Below are 20,167 nucleotides of genomic sequence, written 5' to 3' on the forward strand. Positions count from 1 at the left end.
ATGCCATTGCAGGTCGATGTTATGCCATTGCAGGTCGATGTTATGCCATTGCAGGTCGATGTTATGCCATTGCAGGTCGATGTTATGCCATTGCAGGTCGATGTTATGCCATTGCAAGTCGATGTTATGCCATTGCAAGTCGATGTTATGCCATTGCAGGTTCAGTAAGTGTTTGTTTATATTGCAGGCCACGACAGGTTGTAGACTAGCAACTAGATCGCATTTCCAACTATGAATATGTCATTTACTTCTATGGCCTCGCTGCGTGAGCAACAACATCCTCTAATTCGTCAGCTAGCTGATTCTATTGAGGCAGCTTGGCATCAGCACCTGGATCTATCGCCCTACCATTTGCCTGATGAGTTGGGGTATGTGGAAGGTAGACTAGAAGGTGAAAAACTGACAATTGAAAATCGCTGCTATCAAACGCCCCAGTTTCGGAAAATGCACTTGGAACTGGCAAAAATCGGAAATATGTTGGATATTTTGCACTGCGTCATGTTTCCCCGTCCAGAATACAACTTGCCGATGTTTGGTTGCGATTTAGTTGGGGGTAGAGGTCAAATTAGTGCAGCGATCGCAGACGTTTCTCCGATTCAATTAGATCGTACCTTACCAGAAGTTTATACTTTTGCACTGACACAGCTAACAGTGCTTAACTTTTCCCAACCCCGTGAATTACCTGAATGGGGAAATATTTTTTCGGATTTTTGTATCTTTGTGCGCCCCAGTTCCCCAGAAGAAGAAACCATGTTTCTTACGCGGGTGCGAGAATTTTTAGACATACATTGCATCCAAGCGATCGCCTCACATCCTGTTTCAGGTGAACAAGTTACACAAAATATCGCCGGACAACACAACTATTGCACCAAACAGCAGCAAAACGATAAAACCCGCCGCGTACTAGAAAAAGCTTTTGGCACTGCTTGGGCAGAAAATTACATGACCACAGTTTTATTCGATCTGCCAAATTAAGCGACCAGGGGCGATAACTTCACGGCGGATGCGACTGCCTTCGATCATACCCCAGCCTGCGGCTTTAAGTGCGGGGTTGATTAGTTTAGCGCCGGTTTCGGCTTCGCTTAACCTGATAGTTTCGGCTTCGTTCACGAGGGGTTGTTGACCATCCCTTAATCATTGCCCGTCCCTGATATCTTCCGACGCTGGTTGAGCAACTTCCGACGCTGGTTGAGCAACTTCCGACGCTGGTTGAGCAACTTCCGACGCTGGTTGAGCGGAGTCGAAACCAGCATTTTTATAATGCGAATCATTCTGACACTCCGCCAAAATATGAAGCCGCTCCCATTTACTCTCCATCAGAGCAATTTTTTTCGTTCGACTCCAACCCTGAACCTGCTTTTCACGATAAAAAGCATCCGCTACATAATCAAAATGCTCCGCATAGACCAATTTTACAGGCAGTCGTTTTATCGTATGGTTTGCCCCCAGCCCATTTTGATGCTGCCACAAACGACGCGGCAAATCCTTTGTACTTCCCGTATAGAATGAGCGATCGGCACATTCAAGAATATACATATAGGGCATTGTTATGACCTTGTGCAAAAAAACGGACTTCGACTTCGCTCAGTCCTCAAATTTTGTGCTGGTTGAGCGGAGTCAAAACCAGCACTCTTATAACATTCCCCCAATTCCCGCCAAAATATCACCACTCTCTGCATCCAGTGCCGCGATCGCTCGACTTTGGTACAACCGTAAGTAGCAACCGCAATTTTGAAATCCTTTTTAACTTTGATTGGTTTACGAGACTCACAGTTCCTCATCTGTAGGCTGTGTTACGTTTTCGCGTAACGGATAAATGTAGAATTCATTCAACGAGAGTTTAATGGAGTCCCAAAACAGCAGCAGGGAGAATAGTAAGGTCTTTGAAGCGAATATTACAAAATGGTTTGTTGTCTTGGTAGGTGCAAGCAAGTAGAGACAGCTAACTCATTGACCAGAAAGTTAAGGAAACTCTAATGTTAGAAATGCTCAAGTTGACCCTGAGCGAAGCCGAAGGGTCAACAGATATTTTTTAGTTAGTTAATCGTTGATTGACTTAAGGAAGACTAACTTTTGTAGCAAGATTGTATCAAGCATTGGCAACAATCTATTTTTGATGTTTCTTTTCAATTTTGTGACTAACTGTAATCGTAATGAATGTAGCAGTATAGTACCGCATCATACCAATTTAGGATTTTGTCTAGAGACATCACATATCACGTTTCTACATCTAGATTTATACTGCTTGTGAATTCTGCTAACTCCCATTGCACTCATGTCTTAATAATACTCAGAGTTATTGAATAGCCAACTACTATAGCGCTTCTGTGTTGAGTTAAATACAGACCTAACCCCCACCCCTACTAGCGTTGGGGAGAAGTAAGCCTCAAAGCCTCTCTCCTTTTAGGAGAGAGGTTTGGAGAGAGGTCAAAGTATATTGCATATAAACGAGAAGCACTATAGAAAACACCATTTTAGAAAGCCATAGTGTTGAGCGTTCATCACACAATGAATTTTAAGCCATACCCAGCTTTAAACCACTGTTGTTTGTCTTAAGCGGTTGGCTGTTGATTAAAAACCCTTTTATTTTTACTTCCATCAGCACAATTTAGATAAACGGGCAACATACTATGTCAAGGGTGACTGAAAAGCCAAAGCCAAGTGAGCAGCCACTTAATAGTGAACAACCGAAGATTTGGTGGGGTATCGCTGTCGCTGTGCCAGTAGTAATCGCGGCTGGGATATTAGGTACAGCCAAAATCGAGCAGCTCAGGAAACTAACTACATCTGTACCCATAATGCCATCTAGCAATAGCATTAGTGCTGTAGGGCGTTTGGAACCGCGAGGCGAAGTTGTTAAATTGTCCGCCCCATCATCAGGATTAGCACCATCGTCACGAATTCAGCAACTTCTGGTGAGAGAAGGTGAACAGGTAAAGCAAGGTCAAATTGTGGCAATTTTGGATAACCGCGATACCCAAATAGCCGGACTACAAGAGGCAAAAGCGAAGGTGCAAGAAGCCAGTGCGAATTTAGCGCAAATCAGAGCCGGATCTCCAAGAGATATTCAAGCCCAAAGAGCAGTTATTGCTCGGCTACAAGCGCAGTTAATTGGCGAAAGGAATGCTCAACAAGCAACGATCGCGCGGGTTGCAGCCCAGTTAAGTGGTGATAAACTCGTCCAACAAGCAACCGTAAATCGCCTAGAAGCTGAACTTAGTGGGCAAAGAGATGTCCAAAGAGCGACAGTTGGACGTGTCCAAGCCGAACAGCGCAATGCTCAAGTCGATGCCGGACGCTATGATTATTTATACAGAGAAGGTGCGATTTCTCAGCAAGAGCGGGACAAAAGACGCTTGAGTGCAGTAACTTCTAATCAGCAGGTTGCTGAAAGCCGAGCTACCTTGAAGCAGACATTAGCAACCCTGCGACAGCAAATTGCTGAGGCTAGAGCTAACCAAATACAAAATTTAGCAACTTTGCAACAGCAGCTAATCGAAGCCAAAGTTAACCGTGACAAAACTGTAGCAACTTTGCAAAGACAAATCGATGAAGAAAAGGCCAAACTGAGCAAAATTTTAGATGTTGGTCCTACCGATGTGCAAGTAGCGCAAGCCCAAGTTAGTAATGCGATCGCAAATGTCAGAAAAGCCGAAGCCGAACTGAGATTGAGCTACGTTCAAGCACCAATCGCTGGAGAGATTTTAAAAGTTTACACCAAATCAGGCGAAGCGATCGGTGCAAATGGTATTGCTGAAATTGGCCAAACCAGTCAAATGTTTGTGATTGCTGAAGTCCCCGAAGACAGCATTGGTAAAGTGCGTATTGGTCAAAACGCCACTATCACCAGTGATAATGGAGCATTTAGCAGCGAATTAAAGGGAACTGTCACTGAAATTGGCAGAAAAATTGGTAAAAAAGATGTGTTGAATACAGATCCAGCAGCAGATGTAGATGCCAGAGTCGTAGAAGTGAAAATTGCTCTACCTCCAGCAGATAGTCAGAAAGTTTCTGGTTTAACTTACGCTAAAGTTCTTGTCGAAATTAATAACTAATTCAGTTATAGGTGAGCAGTAATCCCAATTTGTGATTTGATATTTTGGATTGTAAATGTTCTTAATTATGAATTACGTTAGCGTACCCTTACAAATAAGCAAGCTACGCGTAGCGTCTCGTAGAGAAGGGTTAGCGAGTCATTAAGCGTCATTACGAATTACGTTAGCGTAGCGTTAGCGAGTATTGGTTCGCTTTTAGCGTCTCGTAGAGAGCGTCATTACAAATTACGAATTACGAATTATCTTAACTGTGCTTGGACGCCTAGAAAATGAATCAAAAAATCCCTCTGTCATGGCTACAACTCACAAGAGAAAAAACTCGCCTAGCCGTGGCTTTGGCAGGAATTGCTTTTGCTGATATTTTAATGTTTATGCAACTCGGCTTCCGGGATGCTCTGTATTATAGTAACGTTCGATTCCATAACAGCTTGCAAGGTGATATTGTTTTAATCAATAGTCAATCTAGCGCTGTCCTGGCGATGAGAAGTTTTTCACAACGGCGATTATATAAAGCTTTAGATTTACCCGCAGTCCAATCAGTATATCCGATATATTTAGACTTTACAATCTGGAAAAATCCTGTAACTGGCCGTCCTCGTAGTATTCTGATCTTTGGCATGAACCCAGAAACTAACATAGTTAACTTACCTGGAGTTCAGGAAAATTTAGATAAACTTAAACTACCTGATGTAGTTTTATTTGACCGTTCTTCAAGGGTAGAGTATGGGCCAATTGCTGCTAATTATGACCAAGGAAAGCCTGTAACCGCAGAAGTGCGAAGGCGGCGAATTAAAGTCGGGGGACTATTTACATTAGGTGCATCATTTGGCGCAGATGGGAATTTAATTACGAGTGATCTTAACTTTTTGCGGATATTCAACAATCGTCAAAAAGGATTAATTGATATTGGGCTGATTAGATTAAAACCGGGAGCAGATGCTAATGTTGTCGCCCAAGAATTGCGAAAGTATTTGCCTAATGAGGTAAATGTTTTAACTAAGCAAGAATTTATTGATTTTGAGCGGAGTTATTGGGCAAATAGTACAGCTATTGGGTTTATCTTCACATTAGGGACTGTGATGGGTTTCATTGTCGGGACTGTGATTGTTTATCAAATCCTTTATACAGAAGTTGCAGATCACTTAGCTGAGTATGCTACTCTCAAGGCAATAGGCTATACACAAAACTATTTATTGACAGTTATTCTTCAAGAGGCTTTGTTATTAGCAGTTTTAGGATATTTTCCAGGAATTGTTTTTTCATTATTTATGTATAAAAGCGCTAGAGACGCGACACTTTTACCAGTTTTTATGAGTTTTGATCGGGCGGTAATGGTGTTGGTTTTGACTATAATGATGTGTATTATTTCTGGTGCGATCGCAGTCCGAAAATTACGTTCTGCCGATCCAGCAGATATCTTTTAATTAATTCAATATTAATTAAAAGATATTGTTGATAATTTTAGTTTAAAAGTAACAAACATTAATTTTAGATATGCACTACAGTTGAGTCTCAGAACTACTAACTTATAGCTAACGAATTTATGATGAAACAAGAACCTGTAATTGCCATTAAAAATCTCAATCACTACTATGGTAAAGGTGCATTGAGAAAACAGATATTATTTGATATAAACCTAGAAATTTATTCAGGTGAAATTGTAATTATGACCGGGCCATCAGGTTCAGGTAAAACAACATTACTGAGCTTAATTGGTGGTTTGCGGTCTGTACAAGAGGGAAGTTTAAAATTTTTAGGTGAAGAACTTGTGGGCGTCAGTCAAAGCAAACTGGTGCAGATGCGACGCCAGATTGGTTATATTTTCCAAGCTCACAATTTGCTAGGGTTCTTGACAGCAAAGCAAAACGTGCAAATGGCAGTAGAATTGAATAATCATATTTCTAAAACAGAAGCAGTGGCTAAATCAAAAGCCATGCTGGGGTCAGTTGGTCTAGAAGAACGAGTTGATTACTACCCAGACAATCTTTCTGGTGGACAAAAACAAAGAATTGCGATCGCCCGCGCCTTAGTGAATCGTCCCCCCCTAGTGCTAGCAGACGAACCAACAGCAGCATTAGACAAACAATCAGGACGTGATGTTGTGGAAATAATGCAAAGTCTAGCCAAAAATCAGGGAACTACTATCTTATTAGTGACACACGACAACCGCATTTTAGACATAGCCGATCGCATCGTAGAAATGGAAGATGGTCTTTTAACCCGTAATTCCCCCAATACAGCTATTCAGTCATGATTCCAAAGTCAGAAATCACAACTCAATAACTAAGCTGTGACGCAAATAAACATAGCCTATTTACTCATAAGGGTTGTCCTACCTTGCACAAAGCTTCTATGTCATTGGTCATTTGTATCTACAGAGGACAAATGACTAATGACTAATGACAGCCATAATTATTATCTAGTCGAGCCTGATTTTTTCATCCCAGGTGGATTTGGCTGAGGTGGAGTATTTGGTTGGCGACTGGTGCGAAAAGTCACATTCACGCCTTCATTCGATTGCTCCAGCACCAGTAAAGGCGTAGGTTTAGCCTTTTGATCCCACTGCATAGTAGCAATCCGACCTTGAATTATTGGTTGCCAACTATCTTCGTTTTCTATGGGGCTGAGGTAAGTTTCTATACAGTCAATAATTTGACTAATAGTCGCAGAAGTTGCTTGCGTCGGTAACTTCGTTAACCGGATTTGAATACGAAATAGTACTCGCTTGGCAGAGTTCGGCGGAGTACCAGTCTCATACTCTACATCAAAAATTTCATCTACTTGCCGTCCAACACTGTTAGCAATTCCAACTGATCCAAGTTGTGCTTGATTTGGACGCAGGGCTTGAGAAATTTTCTCTTTGATCTGAATCTTAATTTGATTAAGAATTGCAAAATGAAACACCTCCTCTGCCATCCGCATTCGCAGATAATCCAGGTTAAAGTCCCGTGAGTTGACCAAATCGGGATTAGTTTCCATTTTGCGAATTGTTTCCAGCGCTAGCTTAAACTTTTTCTCTAGTTCTCGCACGCGGAATTGTTCAAACTTAAGTTTTTTCTCCAGCTTATTCATCTGGAGCTTACCATACACAATTAAAGCAATCACCGCTAAAGCAAGTCCTCCAGAAGTGACCACCAATAATGGTAGTATTTGAGGATTACTTACTGGCACTTCCTGAAATGCCTTTTTAGTCTTTATCCCAGAGGATTGGGCAACAAACATCGAAGTGGGCATAGGTTGGGAAACTGAAAAACTTGGCTCCTGATGTTTAGGATGCCCAAATCTTCAATGCCATCTTGCTGTATCGTGAATATTTTTTACAGCATTTTACAAACTGCATACCAGACACCAGAGCCTGCCTGCCCTGTCTGAGGTTTTATCTACTAGCCTAAGCAATATTTGTCTGATAGCCATAGAAATTTATTCCCTGGCGGAATGGCGTAAAACTGTACTTATATTAGTATTCCCAACTGCGATCGCCTGACAGAAGTATTGTAATTTTTCTCTGTTTGGATAAAACCACCCTGCATATAATAGCGATCGCTCTCTCTCCTCTCTTCCTCAGCGTCCTCAGCGCCTCTGCGGTTCGATTCTCACACTCTATTTATTAAAATACATTGAATTTTCAATGAAAGTGAGTCTAAAATCCCTTTATAAATCCATTTATAAAAACTCTAATTTCTCTCTTGTTCATTACTCCCCACCCCAATACCTTTAGCGAAAGTTCCTGTTTCGCCAGTAGCTTTTATATTGCACTATAGCGTCGTCTGGCTAGCGGTTTTTATTAGTTCACAAAGCCTGATGCAAATTATTTTTCCCCGTTGGCGTTTCCAGGGTGGGGAGTTTGATATCGTTAAACCTGATCTAAGTTTATAAGCGTAGTTTTTGCCCTCACCCTAAATCCCTCTCCCAGATATGGGAGAGGGACTTTGAAATTCTGGCTCCCCTTCTCCCCAATCTGGAAGAAGGGGTTGGGGGATGAGGGCAAATCCTTTTCATCACCGAAGAACTACAGGTTTCAAGATAGACGTGGTTTAATTCGGAAGTTTTTCGAGATTTAGCGCCTAAAATCATCAGAATTCATGTTTCACGGCTGCAACTGCATCGTAACAGGAATTAACATGACAAAAAAGCACAAATCAACTTGGGGTGTATCTAATAAGCTTGACATTTTCTAGTGTTTTAAAGAATTATCTTAGAGAAACCAGATAGTTAATTGTGAGGAAACCATGCACATAGTTGTTCTCGTTCTGGTTGAGGTGCTGATTGTTATTGGACTTTCCAGGCTAGTAGGGCTAGGATTCCGTTCCATTAAGCAACCTCTAGTAATTGGTGAGATTGTCGCCGGGATTATGCTTGGACCATCTTTATTTGGTTTAGTTGCTCCCCATCTAGCAGTTAGCTTGTTTCCACCAGAAACTTTTCCTTTTCTAAATGTTTTGTCTCAGGTGGGACTAATATTTTTCATGTTTCTGATTGGGCTAGAACTAAATCCAAAATACCTCAGTGGACAATTAGAAGTAGCAGTTTTAACTTCTCACGTAAGTATTTTGGTGCCGTTTTCTTTAGGAACATTGCTAGCGGTGCTACTTTATCCCCTAGTTTCCAATGCAAGTGTATCCTTTACCGCCTTCGCCTTGTTTTTGGGGGCGGCGATGTCGATTACTGCCTTTCCAGTGTTGGCGCGAATCATTACTGAAAACAATTTACAAGGAACGCGTTTAGGAACCTTGGCGTTAACTTGTGCAGCAGTGGATGATGTGACAGCTTGGTGTCTCTTAGCAGTAGCGATCGCAGTCGCTCGAACTGGTGACTTTGCTGATGCGGTACCGACAATTATTGCCAGCATAGTTTACATCGGCTTGATGTTGACAGCAGGTCGTTGGTTTCTCCAACGTCTTACCAGACACTACCTGCGGGCGGGACGCCTCAGCCAATTGCTGCTAGCTGGGATTTATATGGGAGTAGTGGCCTCAGCACTAATCACCGAACTAATTGGTATTCACTTAATTTTTGGGGCATTTTTACTGGGTGCAGCCATGCCCAAAAATGAAGATTTAGTGCGGGAATTGGCAGTAAAAACCGAAGATTTTGTCCTAATTTTCTTGCTGCCAATATTTTTCGCCTACAGTGGTTTAAAGACACAGATTGGCTTACTCAACCGTCCAGAATTGTGGCTTTTGTGTGCGTTGATTTTAGGAGTGGCGATCGCAGGTAAATATGTTGGCACTTATGTAGCGGCTCGTGTGAGTGGCATTAATAAACGCGAAGCCTCGGCACTCGGTTGGTTAATGAATACTCGCGGCTTGACCGAACTGATAGTGCTAAACATTGGTCTAGAGTTAAAGGTAATTTCCCCCTTAATATTTACCATGCTGGTAATTATGGCATTGGTAACTACATTCATGACCTCGCCACTGCTGGAATGGACATATCCGAAGAAGCTGATCAGGTTGGATGTCGTGGAATCGGAGTCGGAAGCAGAAACAGCTACAAGCGCTACTGGTGGGCAAGTTTACGTTCGTCCCTACCGAATTTTGGTACCAGTGGCTAATCCGACTACACAGAAAGGTTTGGTACAGTTGGCAGTCAGCATCGCTCTCAACTTCCGACATCCCGCCATTGTTAACCCTCTTAGCCTGATTGAATTTGAAGAAGATTATGCCTTTGAAAGTACTCCAGTTGAAGCAGACCGATTAATTGCCCAGCGCCGCCAGCAGCTAGAAGAACTGATTAATACTCTCGAACCGTTAGAAATACGCTCTCATGTACATCCCATCGTTCGCATATCCAGCAATGTCGCACAAGAAACAGCACAGATTGCCGCACTCAAACAAGTTGATTTAATTCTTGTAGGATGGCATCGCCCAGCTTTTAGTAGCAATCGCTTAGGTGGAAGAGTCGGTCAAATGCTCACCACTGCACCAGTAGATGTTGCAGTGTTTGTGGACAGAGGAGGCGATCGCTTAGAAAGCTTGTTGGTGCCTTATTCGGCAAATATTCATGATGATTTGGCCCTGATACTGGCGCTCAGACTGCTAATCAATCATGAAACTTGTATGTTACAGGTTTTACAGGTTGTACCCGAAAATCACCTCAAGGATGAATTGAGCTACGAGTTACATAAAATGATGGAGCAATTACCGAGTAGTGTACGCGATCGCATAGAAATCAAAACTGTCCAAACTTCAGAAGCAATCCCAGCTGTAGTCGAAGCCTCAAAAAGTGTAGACCTGACAATTGCTGGCACCAGCCGCACTTGGGGGATCGAGCGTCAAACCTTGGGAAGATATACAGATCAACTAGCCACCCAATGTTGCTCTTCCCTACTGATTACCCGCCGCTATAGTCAAGTCACCGCTCATCTAGCTTCCGTACTTCCTGAGATTATTAGTCAAGAGCCAACATTAAGGAGTTGAGATTATGAATCATTTCAACTTCAAATCTTTAGCTTTTTACGGAGTAGCAATAATTTCAGTGCTACTGTTGTTTAGAACTGTCAGCGTTTATGGGGAAAACAATCTCAAGGCTCCTCCTCCAGTTAACGGCCGGTATCGTCTAACACTAGCGGAGAATTTGCCGAACTGTGAAAAATCGGATACCCTAACCTTAAACATTGAGCAATCAGGTATTTACTTGAATGCCTCTGTATTACCAGCAACAGCCAACGCCGATACTGACGAAAAGCACTCGCTCACAGGCATCTTCAGAAATCAACAGTTAAATTTATCTGGAAAAGTTGGCAGATCAATCCTTTGTAATATTCCTCGCCCCCAAAATGATCCTCTAAACTCAGTCAAAATTCAAATGCAACTTGTGGACAAAGGTAATATAACAGGTCAATTAAATATAAATGGCATCCCACAAACTCTGAAATTTACCGCTGTGCCCCAAAAAGCTCCTTGAATTGGGGGTGGGGAAAATTGGAAGTGCGAAGTAAACGGCAATGTGAGCGCATTGTACGGGTTTTATGGAGCAAATAAAAAGAATGCATCAGGGACTAAAGACTAGGCAATTTTGCCAATGGCGCAAGCAGCTATTTAGCATCAGTATATTCGGCTTTTATGCTGCGATCGCCCTCGAAACTTGCAGCAGTGCCGCTACACCAGTGGCAAAGCTGAATAATTGGCGTTTTTCCCCCAAGACACAGCAACTCGAAATCACCCTTTCAGTAGGCACAACCCCCCGTTATTTCTACCTAACCCAACCCCCTCGTTTGGTTGTAGATTTACCGAATACTAAGTTGGGCAAGATTACCACCCAACAAAATTATTCGGGAGTAATCAAAAGCATTCGCGTTTCTCAACTGAACGCAAACGCCACCCGCATTGTCCTAGATTTAGCAGCAGGGACTGTTTTAAATCCCAAACAGGTACAACTGCAACCGGTTTCCCGAAAAAATTCCACTCGCTGGGTATTACGTCCGGTTATTTCTGGTAAAACTACTGCCGTGAAACCAGGAAATTCCCCACCTTCACCCAAGAAACAACCTCAAACACCGTATAAGTACTCACAGCCGCCTAATAACCTACCCGTAACTCCTACTAATCCACAAGCGCCCTTACTTACAGTTCCGCCTCCATCCAGTGAACTGCCCTCAGCAATTACTACTAACTCAGGGCAGCCTTTTGTCACCGTACCTCCCCTAACTCCGAATACATCCCCTCAACAACCTGCTTTAATTCTTCCCCCTCCTTCTTTCCCAAATCAACCTAGTAACTTGAATAGCATTCCCTCTTTCGGTATGTCGGAATTTCCAGTCCCAACAATCCCCAATGTTCCCAATCCCCAGGTGATAGAGTTTGGTCAACCTTTACCCAAAACCAAATTCAAATAGGGCATGGGGCATTGGGGATTGGGCATAGAATAATTGAATCAATGCCCCATCCGCTATGCGCCATATCCTAATAATGTTGTGCCTCTAGTAGTCTGTCAAGCCAACTTTGCTGGGTTAAATAACAAACCGCAGAGGCACAGAGAACACAGAGAGAAGGAGAGAGGAATTGAATCTTACTCCCCAACGCTAGTAGGGAAGGGGCTGGGGGTTAGGTCTGTATTGCACTTAACTGAGAACCACCATGTGTAGCTTAATGAAAGCAAAATGATATCGCTAACGCGAACGTGCCTAAAGGCACGAGGAGTGTCAATTTCTTCCAACTAACTCCTTTACCTTCTTAATGATGCTCACTGGATCGATACCTTGATATGGGTACTGTTCCCACAAACCACCGCAACCTTCTTTATGAGTTCCAAGATGAGCATATTTGGGAGTCAACCCCCGCTCAAGCAACCAGGAACCAAAACGGCTGCCTAAGCCAGTCCGACGGTTGAAGGCTTCTACTACAAGCACAAAGGGAGTATTACCAATTTTGGTCATTATTTCTTCATCAATAACATTTAGGGTTGGCTTATTAATCAAACCAACGTCTAGCCCCTCTTGCTGAAGACGCTCTACGGCATCAAGGGCACGGTAGAGAGCATCGCCAAAACTAATGATGTAGCCTTGCGTCCCCTCTCGTACAACCTCATCTTTACCAGGAACAAATTTGTAGCCACTCCCAAAGAAGTCATTGCCGTTGCTGTCCTTAATATTGGGCACCTTGGAACGGGTAGAAAAAATAAACCGCAGTCCCGGCTCAAAGAATATAGTTTCTACACAGGCTGTCATTTGATTGACATCTGCCGGGAAGTACAGCCGTGTTTCATAGCCATCATCCAAGCCATTGTCGGCAAACATATTGTTCAAACCGAAGTGGCAGGTATTATCTGCCATCTCATCCACACCCGCATGGGAAAAGTGGCACAGCACATTAGAATAGTTCAGCCGTGCCATCGTGATTTCTGAAATACACATTTCTAAGAAGGCGCTGAAAGTCGCAAAAATACCTTGCTTGCCCTTCTCCATCCCGAATCCAGCAGCAGCAGAGAAGTTACCCCGTTCCATGATCCCAGAAGAAATAAATATTTCTGGGTATGTATCGTGGATTTTCTTTAACCCGCAGGAGCCTTCTAAATCACTATCAATAACCTTGATTTTTTCTTTACGCTCCGCCTCACTCATGCGACTGAGGACACCTACCACGGCTTCACCAAAGACATTGCGGTTAGCGCCCCATTTATCACTAGAACCGAGAAATGTATAGGTTTGCTTGGGTTTCTCAATACTTTGAAGGTATTCGATCGCCGTAGTTTGTCCACGAGATTCTAGATACTTAACTGCTAAATCTACAGAAATTACATCATGACCGTGAGTCGAGCCTTCTAAACCTTCAATACCAGGACACATCGGGCGTTTATTGATCAGGGCGATCGCTCCGGGAGTATTCACAGCTTCGCTCATGCGACGGTATAAATCGTCTAAGTCTTCCCCATCTCCCGCAAGTACTTTCAACCCGTGGCCTTCTAAGGTTTTGGCGACACTGAAACCAGGTAAATATTTAGAAGGATGTCCAGCGATCGTTACATCATTGTCGTCAATGATCAGCTTGACGTTGAGATGTTGAGCAACAGCCAAGCGAGCAGCTTCAGCATCGTTACCTTCTTGCTGAGAGCCATCAGAACCGAGACAGAAAACAACCTTGCCTGGATTTGCGATCGCCACACCATTGATGTAAGGCCAAAGATGCCCCAGACGTCCAGAACTAAATTTCACACCAGGAGTTAGCCCTAGTTCAGGGTGTCCCGGCAAATGAGAATCTGCTTGGCGATAACGTAAAAGTTGCTCGGCAGGTAAGTCACCATGCAACGTTGCCATCAGATATTGGGTGGCGACTCGATGTCCTGCCTCATCAAAGAAAATCGGCACAAATTGCTCCGATGCTCCTCGGAAGAAGGCATCAAGAATCATCACCTCTGGCACTGTATCGTATGGCCCACCAGTATGACCACCCACTCCTCTAGCAGCGCCAGTCGCAGTAAAAAAGACGATCGCATCTCGGCAGAGTTGAATATTCGCTTTTAGAGTCTCTCGCTGTTCATCTGTGAGGCTCGAATTTGCTGGATTGAGTCCTAAAGGTTTGTAAGCACCGAGATCAATTGGAAATTGGGAATTAATAATAGTCATGGCTTATTTATTGAATAAAAAGCAATTTGAACAGACGGGACGCATGAGCGCACTACAAAAAAATTGTTAAAACCCAGATTGGGCAACAATTATCGAACCGTTTCCTAATCTAAAGTCAACCGCTAGGAACCATTGTGGAACCATCTGGCTTCAGTGGACAAAATCAACACATTCATGCAGTGTTGAATGTGCTTGAATTCAATTGAAGTACGGATTACCGTACAAAGACCTGCATACAAATAAGTATAAACTCACAAACGGGCAACTTCAAGACCAAAAACGCAATTTCAGGAAAATTAACTATGCTAACTGCTGAACGACGACAATTCATCTTGGAAATTCTTCGTCGTGATAAAAAGGTACTTTCAACAGAACTCAGTGCTGTTCTCAAGGTTTCCGAGGATACGATTCGGCGGGACTTGCGAGAACTGGCAGAAGTTGGACTATTGCAACGCGTTCATGGGGGAGCGCTGCAAAAATCTCCAGCGATCGCCAGTTATAGCGATCGCCAAAAGCAAGCGCCAAAAGAAAAGGAAGCGATCGCTCGTACAGCAGCAAAATTAGTTTGTACAGGACAGGTAGTGATTTTAGATGGAGGTACAACAACTCTCCAGATAACCCGTCATTTGCCCCTAGATCTGCGAGCGACAGTCATCACAAATAGTCCGCCAATTGCCATTGCATTAGCAGAACATCCCCACATAGAGGTTGTGATGTTAGGTGGACAGCTCTACAAAAAAGCCTTGGTCAACGTAGGTACTGTTACGATTGAAACATTACGGATGATTCGTGCAGATTTGTGTATGTTGGGAGTTTGCAGTTTACATCCAGAAATTGGAATTAGTGTACCTAACCTAGACGAAGCCCACGTCAAACGAGCCATGATTGCTGGATCGGCTGAAGTCGTGGGATTAGTGACAGCAGAAAAATTAGACACGGCTGCTCCTTATGTAGTCGAGTCTATTCGTGCCCTAACTTATTTAGTAACTGCACCTACAGTATCTAATAATATGCTCAGTGCCTACAAAGCTTTAGGTTTGACCATTATACGTGACGAGTATGAATAAGGAGCAGGAAGCAAGGAAAGAAAGAATAACCAATTACTCTATGCCCCATGCCCAATGCCCCATGCCCAAATCTAAAATCTATCCGTTTCCTGAGGTGTTCCAACTGCTCCAGGTTGAGCCGTAAATAAGTTTTGAGCCGCTTCATTCTGATATATACACCTAATATCAGGTTTGTCACTGTCCAAATTACCTGTAAAGCCAAAGGTGTTCAGGCGATTTTTGCACTCATTTACCTGATCAGATGTCACCAACTTACGTTGCTCTAAAAGCGCCCAATTATTTTGTCGGATCACGCATCCAGGACGCATACTGGGCTGGGCAACATAAACATTGAAGGGGTTGAGAGTAACGAACAGTCTAGCGTCCATCACCATCGCGCTGGCTCCGTACTGCACACAAATTTCCGGGTTTGGTGCTTTGGTGTCAATGAATTCACGGGAAGCCACATTTGATGGGGCTAACGTGGTTGTAGAACTAAAAGCAATACCAATCCCAATACCCAAAATCAATACCCCTCCCATAATTGCGATGGTGAAGAGGTTAAACATCGGGGATTGGAAAATAGAGGGTTTAGAAGTAGTAGCCGATTTACCAGGGGGTTTACGTTTCATTGTTGCTTAATCACCTTCACGCCGATTTGGGAGGGAGTCGTCTAAAGTTTTCTCCCTTTTTTCAGTATGCCTAGTCTTGACTGTAATTGCCTGTGAGTTTTTGGGCGATATTCTTGTTAAATAAGAGAAATAGGAACTTATCTAGATATCTGGACAGAATTTTAACCTTTTTGGTTCTTGTTTCTTTCTGGAAAAAATTGGGAGGTATTTTTATTTTTTTTTGCTGATTAAAGAATTGTTATTAGTTATTTGTTTTATTTTGCTTGACTTGCAAATCACTTAGGGATTGTGTTCTATAATTATACGATATTTTTGATTTTTCTCAGATAGCCTATCTAGCTTTTTGTTTTTAGTTAAGACTTATACACGCTCTCCGAATTCTTTTCTGCCAGACACCAATAACGCGCAGCGTCTCGTTGGCGCAGCCTAAGAACAGAAAGCAGTTCGATAAACTAAGCTTTTTGGCGATTTTTGCGTAAGTCCTATAGGTAAGTGGATAAAAACCAATACCTGACTGCAAGGCATTCTTTTTTCTTTGTACTTTTTGTGCTTGAGAGCTTATGCTGATCCGCCCCGCCACAACAACTGACGTACCCGCAGTTTTACCAATGGTTGCCAAAATTTGTGCTTTGCATGAGTCTTGGGATTCCGCCAAATATGGTTTTCTAACCCATCCAGAACAGCGTTATGAACAATGGTTGACGCGTTTAGCAAATAGCGATGGCTTCTCTACGAGACGCTACGCGAATGCCGACGCTTCCAGCGATCGCAGCGTATTTCTAGTATCCGAAAACGAAGGACAACTTGTAGGTTTTCTGGTGGCAACAATTGAGCGAGAAATACCAATTTACCGCTTACAGGAATTTGCTTTTATTCATGATATTTGGGTTGAGCCAGAATATCGCCAAAACGGAATTGCGCGGCAGATGGTGATGCTAAGTGTTGAACGCTTTCATCAGATGGGCATCAAGCAAATTCGTCTAGATACAGCAGTTGCTAACGAAGCTTCACGCCGGTTATTTGCATCTTGTGGTTTTCGACTCAGCATTATTGAAATGCTGATTGAATTAAATCATTAGTCATTAGTTATCAGCAAATGACTAATGACTAATGACTAATGACTAACTAGCTAACAGAGTTTTTTCTAGAGAAGTCCAACGGAAAGCGCGATCGCCACCTCTCTCAATGATTACTCTGACTCGTGGCTCTAGCTGAGGCAAATTCGCTAAATACTCAAGTTCCTCATTAGAAAGAATATGCCCTTCAATAATCCACAAAACCAGCCCCTTTGACTTTGGTGGTAGCTGTTCTAAGTGATAACCGATAATTGGCGGCATATAGTATACATAGCCTACTGCTGCACCACTACCAGTACTTTTTTTACCAAGATGAGGAGGTCTGACTCCATGAACTCTTGTGAGATACGCAGCTACATCGCCTAGTCCCTTAGCGGTAATGTGGAGGGTGGTATAGCCAGCTGCGCGTAGTCGGCGCTGATATCGACCTTCATAACCCCCTTCCAGAGGTACATACACTCCAAGAGCGCCAAATTTTTCCAGATCGCGGATTAAACCGTTGCCAGTGGTAATTAGTGCCATAGATTTTCCTCTTATCCCACTTAGATATCTCTATTATTTACCCGGAACCGATAGATTAAGTTAAAGCTTTTGGGAAAGAATGCCCATTTCTTTAGTCCTTACTCCCTACTCCCCAAAAATAACTCTATAAATTACTGGACAAAAATAAATAAATAATTTATATTATTAGATTGTGACCAAAGACGCAAATTAGGTGGCCTTTTTACTGTCATTCTGAGGTAGTGTTAGCATCAAAAGCTGAATCTAACTCAGATTGCTCATAGACTGGTAAACTAAGAAAGCTTTCAGGTCAATATTGGATCTGATGGAAGAAAAACCAAAGCTAATCCTAAGCTCCAAAGTACATTTACTCCTATGCCTCTGAAAAAGCAGGCAAAATCTTAAACAATAGTTTAAGGTATTTAAGGAAGTAAAAACTGAGCAGCAATGTTGGTTTATGGCATGACGTCAGTCTCAGTTAACGGATACTGGGCGGTAAGAACCGCTTAAGTCCAACTGCAACAGGGCAGTAGCCAACCTTCGGGAAGCCGGTCTTTGGGCTTATACAAATCGGAAAACCCGCCTCCAGAAAGTGCCAGAGCAATTGCTTGGACAAAAGCATTGCTGCACACAGGTTAAAGTTGTAGAGCATTGCATTGATTCCAGAAGTTATTCCTTCCCATTGGAAAGGAACTTGTGGTTGTTCTGGTGACTTAGTGAGCAAGTAATTGATCACGTTTAGCTAAAGCGTGAAAGCTTACTGAGGGTTAACCGCTTCCATGCCCCCGATGAAGTCAGAAATAAATATCTAGACTTGTCTAGTTTTTATATAGCAGTGAAGCTAAACAGATTCACCTAGCAGTACGCACACGGTTTGTTGTGCCCAAAGCATTTGGAGCGGTTTATTGAAGCCATTCCCAAATTCGCAGGCTAACCCAGCCTAAACTGATGCGGACAAAACGTGTCTTCTAGAGTCCAATTCCAAGGTCAGCAAGTATAAAGGAGAACCAGTTACTGTGTCTGTAGGTATTCTCGGCACCAAGCTGGGCATGACCCAAATATTTGACGAAGCAGGAGTAGCCATTCCTGTGACTGTCATTCAAGCAGGTCCATGCACCGTTACACAAGTTAAAACGAAACAAACCGACGGTTACTTTGCCATTCAAGTTGGTTATGGCGAAGTCAAACCAAAAGCACTAAACAGACCACTACTGGGTCATTTGGCGAAATCATCTGCCCCAGCATTGCGTCACCTAAATGAGTATCACACCGATACCTCTAGTGATTATGCTTTAGGTCAACAGATTAAAGCAGATATTTTTAGTGCAGGTCAAATTGTCGATGTAGTCGGCACAAGCATCGGTCGCGGCTTTGCGGGAAACCAGAAGCGCAACAACTTTGCTCGTGGACCCATGTCACATGGTTCCAAAAACCACAAAGCGCCCGGTTCTATTGGTGCTGGTACAACACCAGGTCGTGTCTATCCAGGTAAGCGGATGGCAGGGCGTTTAGGTGGGAAACGGATCACAATCCGCAAGCTGACCATAGTGCGAGTTGACCCCGAACGCAACTTATTGCTAATTAAGGGAGCCATTCCTGGTAAACCGGGTGCTTTAGTAAGTGTTGTGCCTGCAAAAATAGTGGGATAGTCAAAAGTTATTAGTCAAAAGTCATTAGTCAAAAGTCATTGGCTAAGGACAAATGGCAAAAGACCAATGACAAATGACAAAGGACAAAGGACAGATAACAAAGATGGTTGAAAGCGTAGTTAAAAATTGGCAAGGAGAACAGGTTGGTGAGACAACCTTCGAGTTGCGCGTTGCCAAAGAACAAACAGCGTCTCATATAGTACACCGCGCCTTAGTACGGCAATTGACCAATGCTCGTCAAGGAAATGCCAGTACAAAAACTCGTGCTGAAGTCAGAGGTGGCGGCCGTAAACCTTGGCGACAAAAAGGTACTGGTCGCGCTCGTGCAGGCTCTATTCGTTCACCACTATGGCGTGGTGGTGGTGTGATCTTTGGGCCAAAGCCCAGAGACTTCAACCTCAAGTTGAACCGCAAAGAGCGGCGTTTAGCATTGCGGACAGCATTTGTAGGCCGCATTGACGACTTGATAGTAGTAGAAGAATTTAGCACCGAGCTATCTCGCCCCAAGACTAAAGAATTAGTGGCAGCCCTTGCCCGTTGGGGAGTTGTACCAGAAAGCAAGTCACTGTTAATTTTGTCTGAGATTGCGGATACAGATAACATTTATTTGTCAGCCCGCAACATTGAAAATTTAAAACTAATTGCAGCCGACCAGCTAAATGTTTTTGATTTACTGCACGCTGACAAAATTGTAGTTACGGCATCAGCCCTAGAAAAAATTCAGGAGGTCTACAGTGCCTAGCTTTGACCCCCGCGACCTTGCCGACTTAGTGCGTCGCCCAATTGTCACCGAGAAGGCGACTATCTTGATGGAGCAGAATAAGTATACCTTTGAAGTAATTCCAAAGGCATCTAAGCCAGAAATCAAGGCTGCGATCGAAGACTTGTTTCAGGTCAAGGTTGTAAAAGTCAACACCATCCTACCACCGCGTAAAAAGCGGCGCGTTGGTAAATTTATTGGTTATAAACCCCAATATAAGCGAGCGATCGTCACCGTCGCACCTGGAGATGAAGACAAGATTAGACAAGTCCTATTCCCAGATGTCTAGGAATTTTAGATTTTAGGTTTGAGATTTTAGATTGAAGAGTTTAGTAAATAAGTACCAAAGATGGTCGCAATTATTTAAACACTCATTAAATCCAAA

20 protein-coding genes and 1 pseudogene are annotated in these 20,167 nt (G+C 43.1%); 13 read left to right on the forward strand and 8 right to left on the reverse strand.

Annotated elements, in window-relative coordinates; translation table 11 throughout:
• Positions 1-192: hypothetical protein (locus V7K15_RS09590; protein ID WP_334905147.1), on the reverse strand; the 192-nt coding region annotated here is incomplete at its 3' end.
• Positions 193-237: 45 nt separating this feature from the next.
• On the opposite strand from V7K15_RS09590, the gene V7K15_RS09595 reads away from it, so the two are divergent.
• Positions 238-975 (forward strand): phycocyanobilin:ferredoxin oxidoreductase, encoded by a 738-nt coding sequence (locus tag V7K15_RS09595; RefSeq protein ID WP_334905149.1) that lies wholly within the window; start codon positions 238-240, stop codon positions 973-975.
• Here the strand turns inward: V7K15_RS09595 and V7K15_RS29945 are convergent.
• Together V7K15_RS29945 and V7K15_RS09600 are read right to left on the reverse strand one after the other, a co-directional pair.
• Positions 970-1,092, reverse strand: a pseudogene (locus tag V7K15_RS29945) (type I restriction endonuclease subunit R); the annotation flags it as partial. The gene V7K15_RS09595 and the pseudogene V7K15_RS29945 sit on opposite strands and share 6 nt — an antisense overlap.
• 42 nt (positions 1,093-1,134) lie before the next feature.
• Positions 1,135-1,536, reverse strand: a complete 402-nt coding sequence (locus V7K15_RS09600; protein ID WP_334905151.1) for a GIY-YIG nuclease family protein — start codon at positions 1,534-1,536, stop codon at positions 1,135-1,137.
• Positions 1,537-1,549: 13 nt separating this feature from the next.
• Here V7K15_RS09600 and V7K15_RS09605 point away from each other — a divergent pair, with 13 nt between their 5' ends.
• The 4 genes from V7K15_RS09605 (at position 1,550) to V7K15_RS09620 (ending at position 6,309) form a co-directional block, all read left to right on the forward strand.
• Positions 1,550-1,720, forward strand: a complete 171-nt coding sequence (locus tag V7K15_RS09605; RefSeq protein WP_334905153.1) for a hypothetical protein — start codon at positions 1,550-1,552, stop codon at positions 1,718-1,720.
• Positions 1,721-2,630: 910 nt separating this feature from the next.
• Complete coding sequence (locus V7K15_RS09610) at positions 2,631-4,055, forward strand: HlyD family efflux transporter periplasmic adaptor subunit (RefSeq protein WP_334905155.1); 1,425 nt, start codon at positions 2,631-2,633, stop codon at positions 4,053-4,055.
• A 269-nt stretch (positions 4,056-4,324) separates the two neighbouring features.
• On the forward strand, positions 4,325-5,479 hold the full coding sequence (gene devC, locus V7K15_RS09615; protein WP_334905156.1) for an ABC transporter permease DevC: 1,155 nt from the start codon (positions 4,325-4,327) through the stop codon (positions 5,477-5,479).
• Between the two features lie 119 nt (positions 5,480-5,598).
• Positions 5,599-6,309, forward strand: coding sequence for a DevA family ABC transporter ATP-binding protein (locus tag V7K15_RS09620; protein WP_292799275.1), 711 nt, complete (start codon positions 5,599-5,601; stop codon positions 6,307-6,309).
• Positions 6,310-6,470: 161 nt separating this feature from the next.
• Here V7K15_RS09620 and V7K15_RS09625 read toward each other — a convergent pair whose 3' ends face one another.
• Positions 6,471-7,289, reverse strand: coding sequence for a hypothetical protein (locus V7K15_RS09625; RefSeq protein ID WP_334905158.1), 819 nt, complete (start codon positions 7,287-7,289; stop codon positions 6,471-6,473).
• 995 nt (positions 7,290-8,284) lie between these two features.
• On the opposite strand from V7K15_RS09625, the gene V7K15_RS09635 reads away from it, so the two are divergent.
• The 3 genes from V7K15_RS09635 (at position 8,285) to V7K15_RS09645 (ending at position 11,892) form a co-directional block, all read left to right on the forward strand.
• Positions 8,285-10,474, forward strand: a complete 2,190-nt coding sequence (locus V7K15_RS09635) for a cation:proton antiporter (protein ID WP_334905160.1) — start codon at positions 8,285-8,287, stop codon at positions 10,472-10,474.
• Positions 10,475-10,478: 4 nt separating this feature from the next.
• Positions 10,479-10,961, forward strand: coding sequence for a hypothetical protein (locus tag V7K15_RS09640; RefSeq protein ID WP_334905162.1), 483 nt, complete (start codon positions 10,479-10,481; stop codon positions 10,959-10,961).
• An 82-nt stretch (positions 10,962-11,043) separates the two neighbouring features.
• Positions 11,044-11,892, forward strand: coding sequence for an AMIN domain-containing protein (locus V7K15_RS09645; protein ID WP_334905164.1), 849 nt, complete (start codon positions 11,044-11,046; stop codon positions 11,890-11,892).
• Between the two features lie 306 nt (positions 11,893-12,198).
• On the opposite strand, the gene V7K15_RS09650 is transcribed toward V7K15_RS09645, so the two are convergent.
• A complete protein-coding gene (locus V7K15_RS09650) occupies positions 12,199-14,118 on the reverse strand; it encodes a transketolase C-terminal domain-containing protein (RefSeq protein WP_334905166.1) in 1,920 nt (639 codons plus the stop codon).
• 302 nt (positions 14,119-14,420) lie between these two features.
• On the opposite strand from V7K15_RS09650, the gene V7K15_RS09655 reads away from it, so the two are divergent.
• On the forward strand, positions 14,421-15,185 hold the full coding sequence (locus V7K15_RS09655; RefSeq protein ID WP_334905168.1) for a DeoR/GlpR family DNA-binding transcription regulator: 765 nt from the start codon (positions 14,421-14,423) through the stop codon (positions 15,183-15,185).
• Positions 15,186-15,256: 71 nt separating this feature from the next.
• Here the strand turns inward: V7K15_RS09655 and V7K15_RS09660 are convergent, their stop codons facing one another.
• Entirely contained in the window at positions 15,257-15,796 is a 540-nt protein-coding gene (locus V7K15_RS09660) for a DUF3172 domain-containing protein (RefSeq protein ID WP_292799289.1), read from the reverse strand.
• Positions 15,797-16,356: 560 nt separating this feature from the next.
• Here V7K15_RS09660 and V7K15_RS09665 point away from each other — a divergent pair.
• Positions 16,357-16,875 (forward strand): GNAT family N-acetyltransferase, encoded by a 519-nt coding sequence (locus tag V7K15_RS09665; protein ID WP_334905170.1) that lies wholly within the window; start codon positions 16,357-16,359, stop codon positions 16,873-16,875.
• 42 nt (positions 16,876-16,917) lie between these two features.
• On the opposite strand, the gene V7K15_RS09670 is transcribed toward V7K15_RS09665, so the two are convergent.
• Positions 16,918-17,394, reverse strand: coding sequence for an NAD(P)H-quinone oxidoreductase subunit N (locus V7K15_RS09670; protein WP_334905172.1), 477 nt, complete (start codon positions 17,392-17,394; stop codon positions 16,918-16,920).
• Positions 17,395-17,851: 457 nt separating this feature from the next.
• Positions 17,852-18,097, reverse strand: coding sequence for a hypothetical protein (locus tag V7K15_RS09675; RefSeq protein ID WP_334905174.1), 246 nt, complete (start codon positions 18,095-18,097; stop codon positions 17,852-17,854).
• A gap of 292 nt (positions 18,098-18,389) precedes the next feature.
• Between V7K15_RS09675 and rplC the strand changes: the two genes are divergently transcribed.
• The 3 genes from rplC (at position 18,390) to V7K15_RS09690 (ending at position 20,071) form a co-directional block, all read left to right on the forward strand.
• Positions 18,390-19,022, forward strand: coding sequence for a 50S ribosomal protein L3 (rplC, locus tag V7K15_RS09680; RefSeq protein WP_334905176.1), 633 nt, complete (start codon positions 18,390-18,392; stop codon positions 19,020-19,022).
• Between the two features lie 103 nt (positions 19,023-19,125).
• Entirely contained in the window at positions 19,126-19,764 is a 639-nt protein-coding gene (gene rplD, locus V7K15_RS09685; RefSeq protein ID WP_334905252.1) for a 50S ribosomal protein L4, read from the forward strand.
• Positions 19,757-20,071 carry a 50S ribosomal protein L23 gene (locus tag V7K15_RS09690; protein ID WP_196518341.1) on the forward strand — a complete coding sequence of 105 codons (315 nt, stop codon included), beginning with the start codon at positions 19,757-19,759 and terminating at the stop codon, positions 20,069-20,071. The genes rplD and V7K15_RS09690 overlap by 8 nt, the downstream gene beginning before the upstream one ends.
• Positions 20,072-20,167: the final 96 nt, after the last annotated feature.

Source organism: Nostoc sp., from assembly GCF_036919815.1.
Lineage (GTDB): Bacteria > Cyanobacteriota > Cyanobacteriia > Cyanobacteriales > Nostocaceae > Nostoc.

Coding starts and splice junctions, on each gene's coding strand:
- V7K15_RS09595 (WP_334905149.1), top strand. CDS start 238: ATGTCATTTACTTCTATGGCCTCGCTGCGTGAGCAACAACATCCTCTA.
- V7K15_RS09600 (WP_334905151.1), bottom strand. CDS start 1,536: ATGTATATTCTTGAATGTGCCGATCGCTCATTCTATACGGGAAGTACA.
- V7K15_RS09605 (WP_334905153.1), top strand. CDS start 1,550: ATGACCTTGTGCAAAAAAACGGACTTCGACTTCGCTCAGTCCTCAAAT.
- V7K15_RS09610 (WP_334905155.1), top strand. CDS start 2,631: ATGTCAAGGGTGACTGAAAAGCCAAAGCCAAGTGAGCAGCCACTTAAT.
- devC (WP_334905156.1), top strand. CDS start 4,325: ATGAATCAAAAAATCCCTCTGTCATGGCTACAACTCACAAGAGAAAAA.
- V7K15_RS09620 (WP_292799275.1), top strand. CDS start 5,599: ATGATGAAACAAGAACCTGTAATTGCCATTAAAAATCTCAATCACTAC.
- V7K15_RS09625 (WP_334905158.1), bottom strand. CDS start 7,289: ATGCCCACTTCGATGTTTGTTGCCCAATCCTCTGGGATAAAGACTAAA.
- V7K15_RS09635 (WP_334905160.1), top strand. CDS start 8,285: ATGCACATAGTTGTTCTCGTTCTGGTTGAGGTGCTGATTGTTATTGGA.
- V7K15_RS09640 (WP_334905162.1), top strand. CDS start 10,479: ATGAATCATTTCAACTTCAAATCTTTAGCTTTTTACGGAGTAGCAATA.
- V7K15_RS09645 (WP_334905164.1), top strand. CDS start 11,044: ATGCATCAGGGACTAAAGACTAGGCAATTTTGCCAATGGCGCAAGCAG.
- V7K15_RS09650 (WP_334905166.1), bottom strand. CDS start 14,118: ATGACTATTATTAATTCCCAATTTCCAATTGATCTCGGTGCTTACAAA.
- V7K15_RS09655 (WP_334905168.1), top strand. CDS start 14,421: ATGCTAACTGCTGAACGACGACAATTCATCTTGGAAATTCTTCGTCGT.
- V7K15_RS09660 (WP_292799289.1), bottom strand. CDS start 15,796: ATGAAACGTAAACCCCCTGGTAAATCGGCTACTACTTCTAAACCCTCT.
- V7K15_RS09665 (WP_334905170.1), top strand. CDS start 16,357: ATGCTGATCCGCCCCGCCACAACAACTGACGTACCCGCAGTTTTACCA.
- V7K15_RS09670 (WP_334905172.1), bottom strand. CDS start 17,394: ATGGCACTAATTACCACTGGCAACGGTTTAATCCGCGATCTGGAAAAA.
- rplD (WP_334905252.1), top strand. CDS start 19,126: ATGGTTGAAAGCGTAGTTAAAAATTGGCAAGGAGAACAGGTTGGTGAG.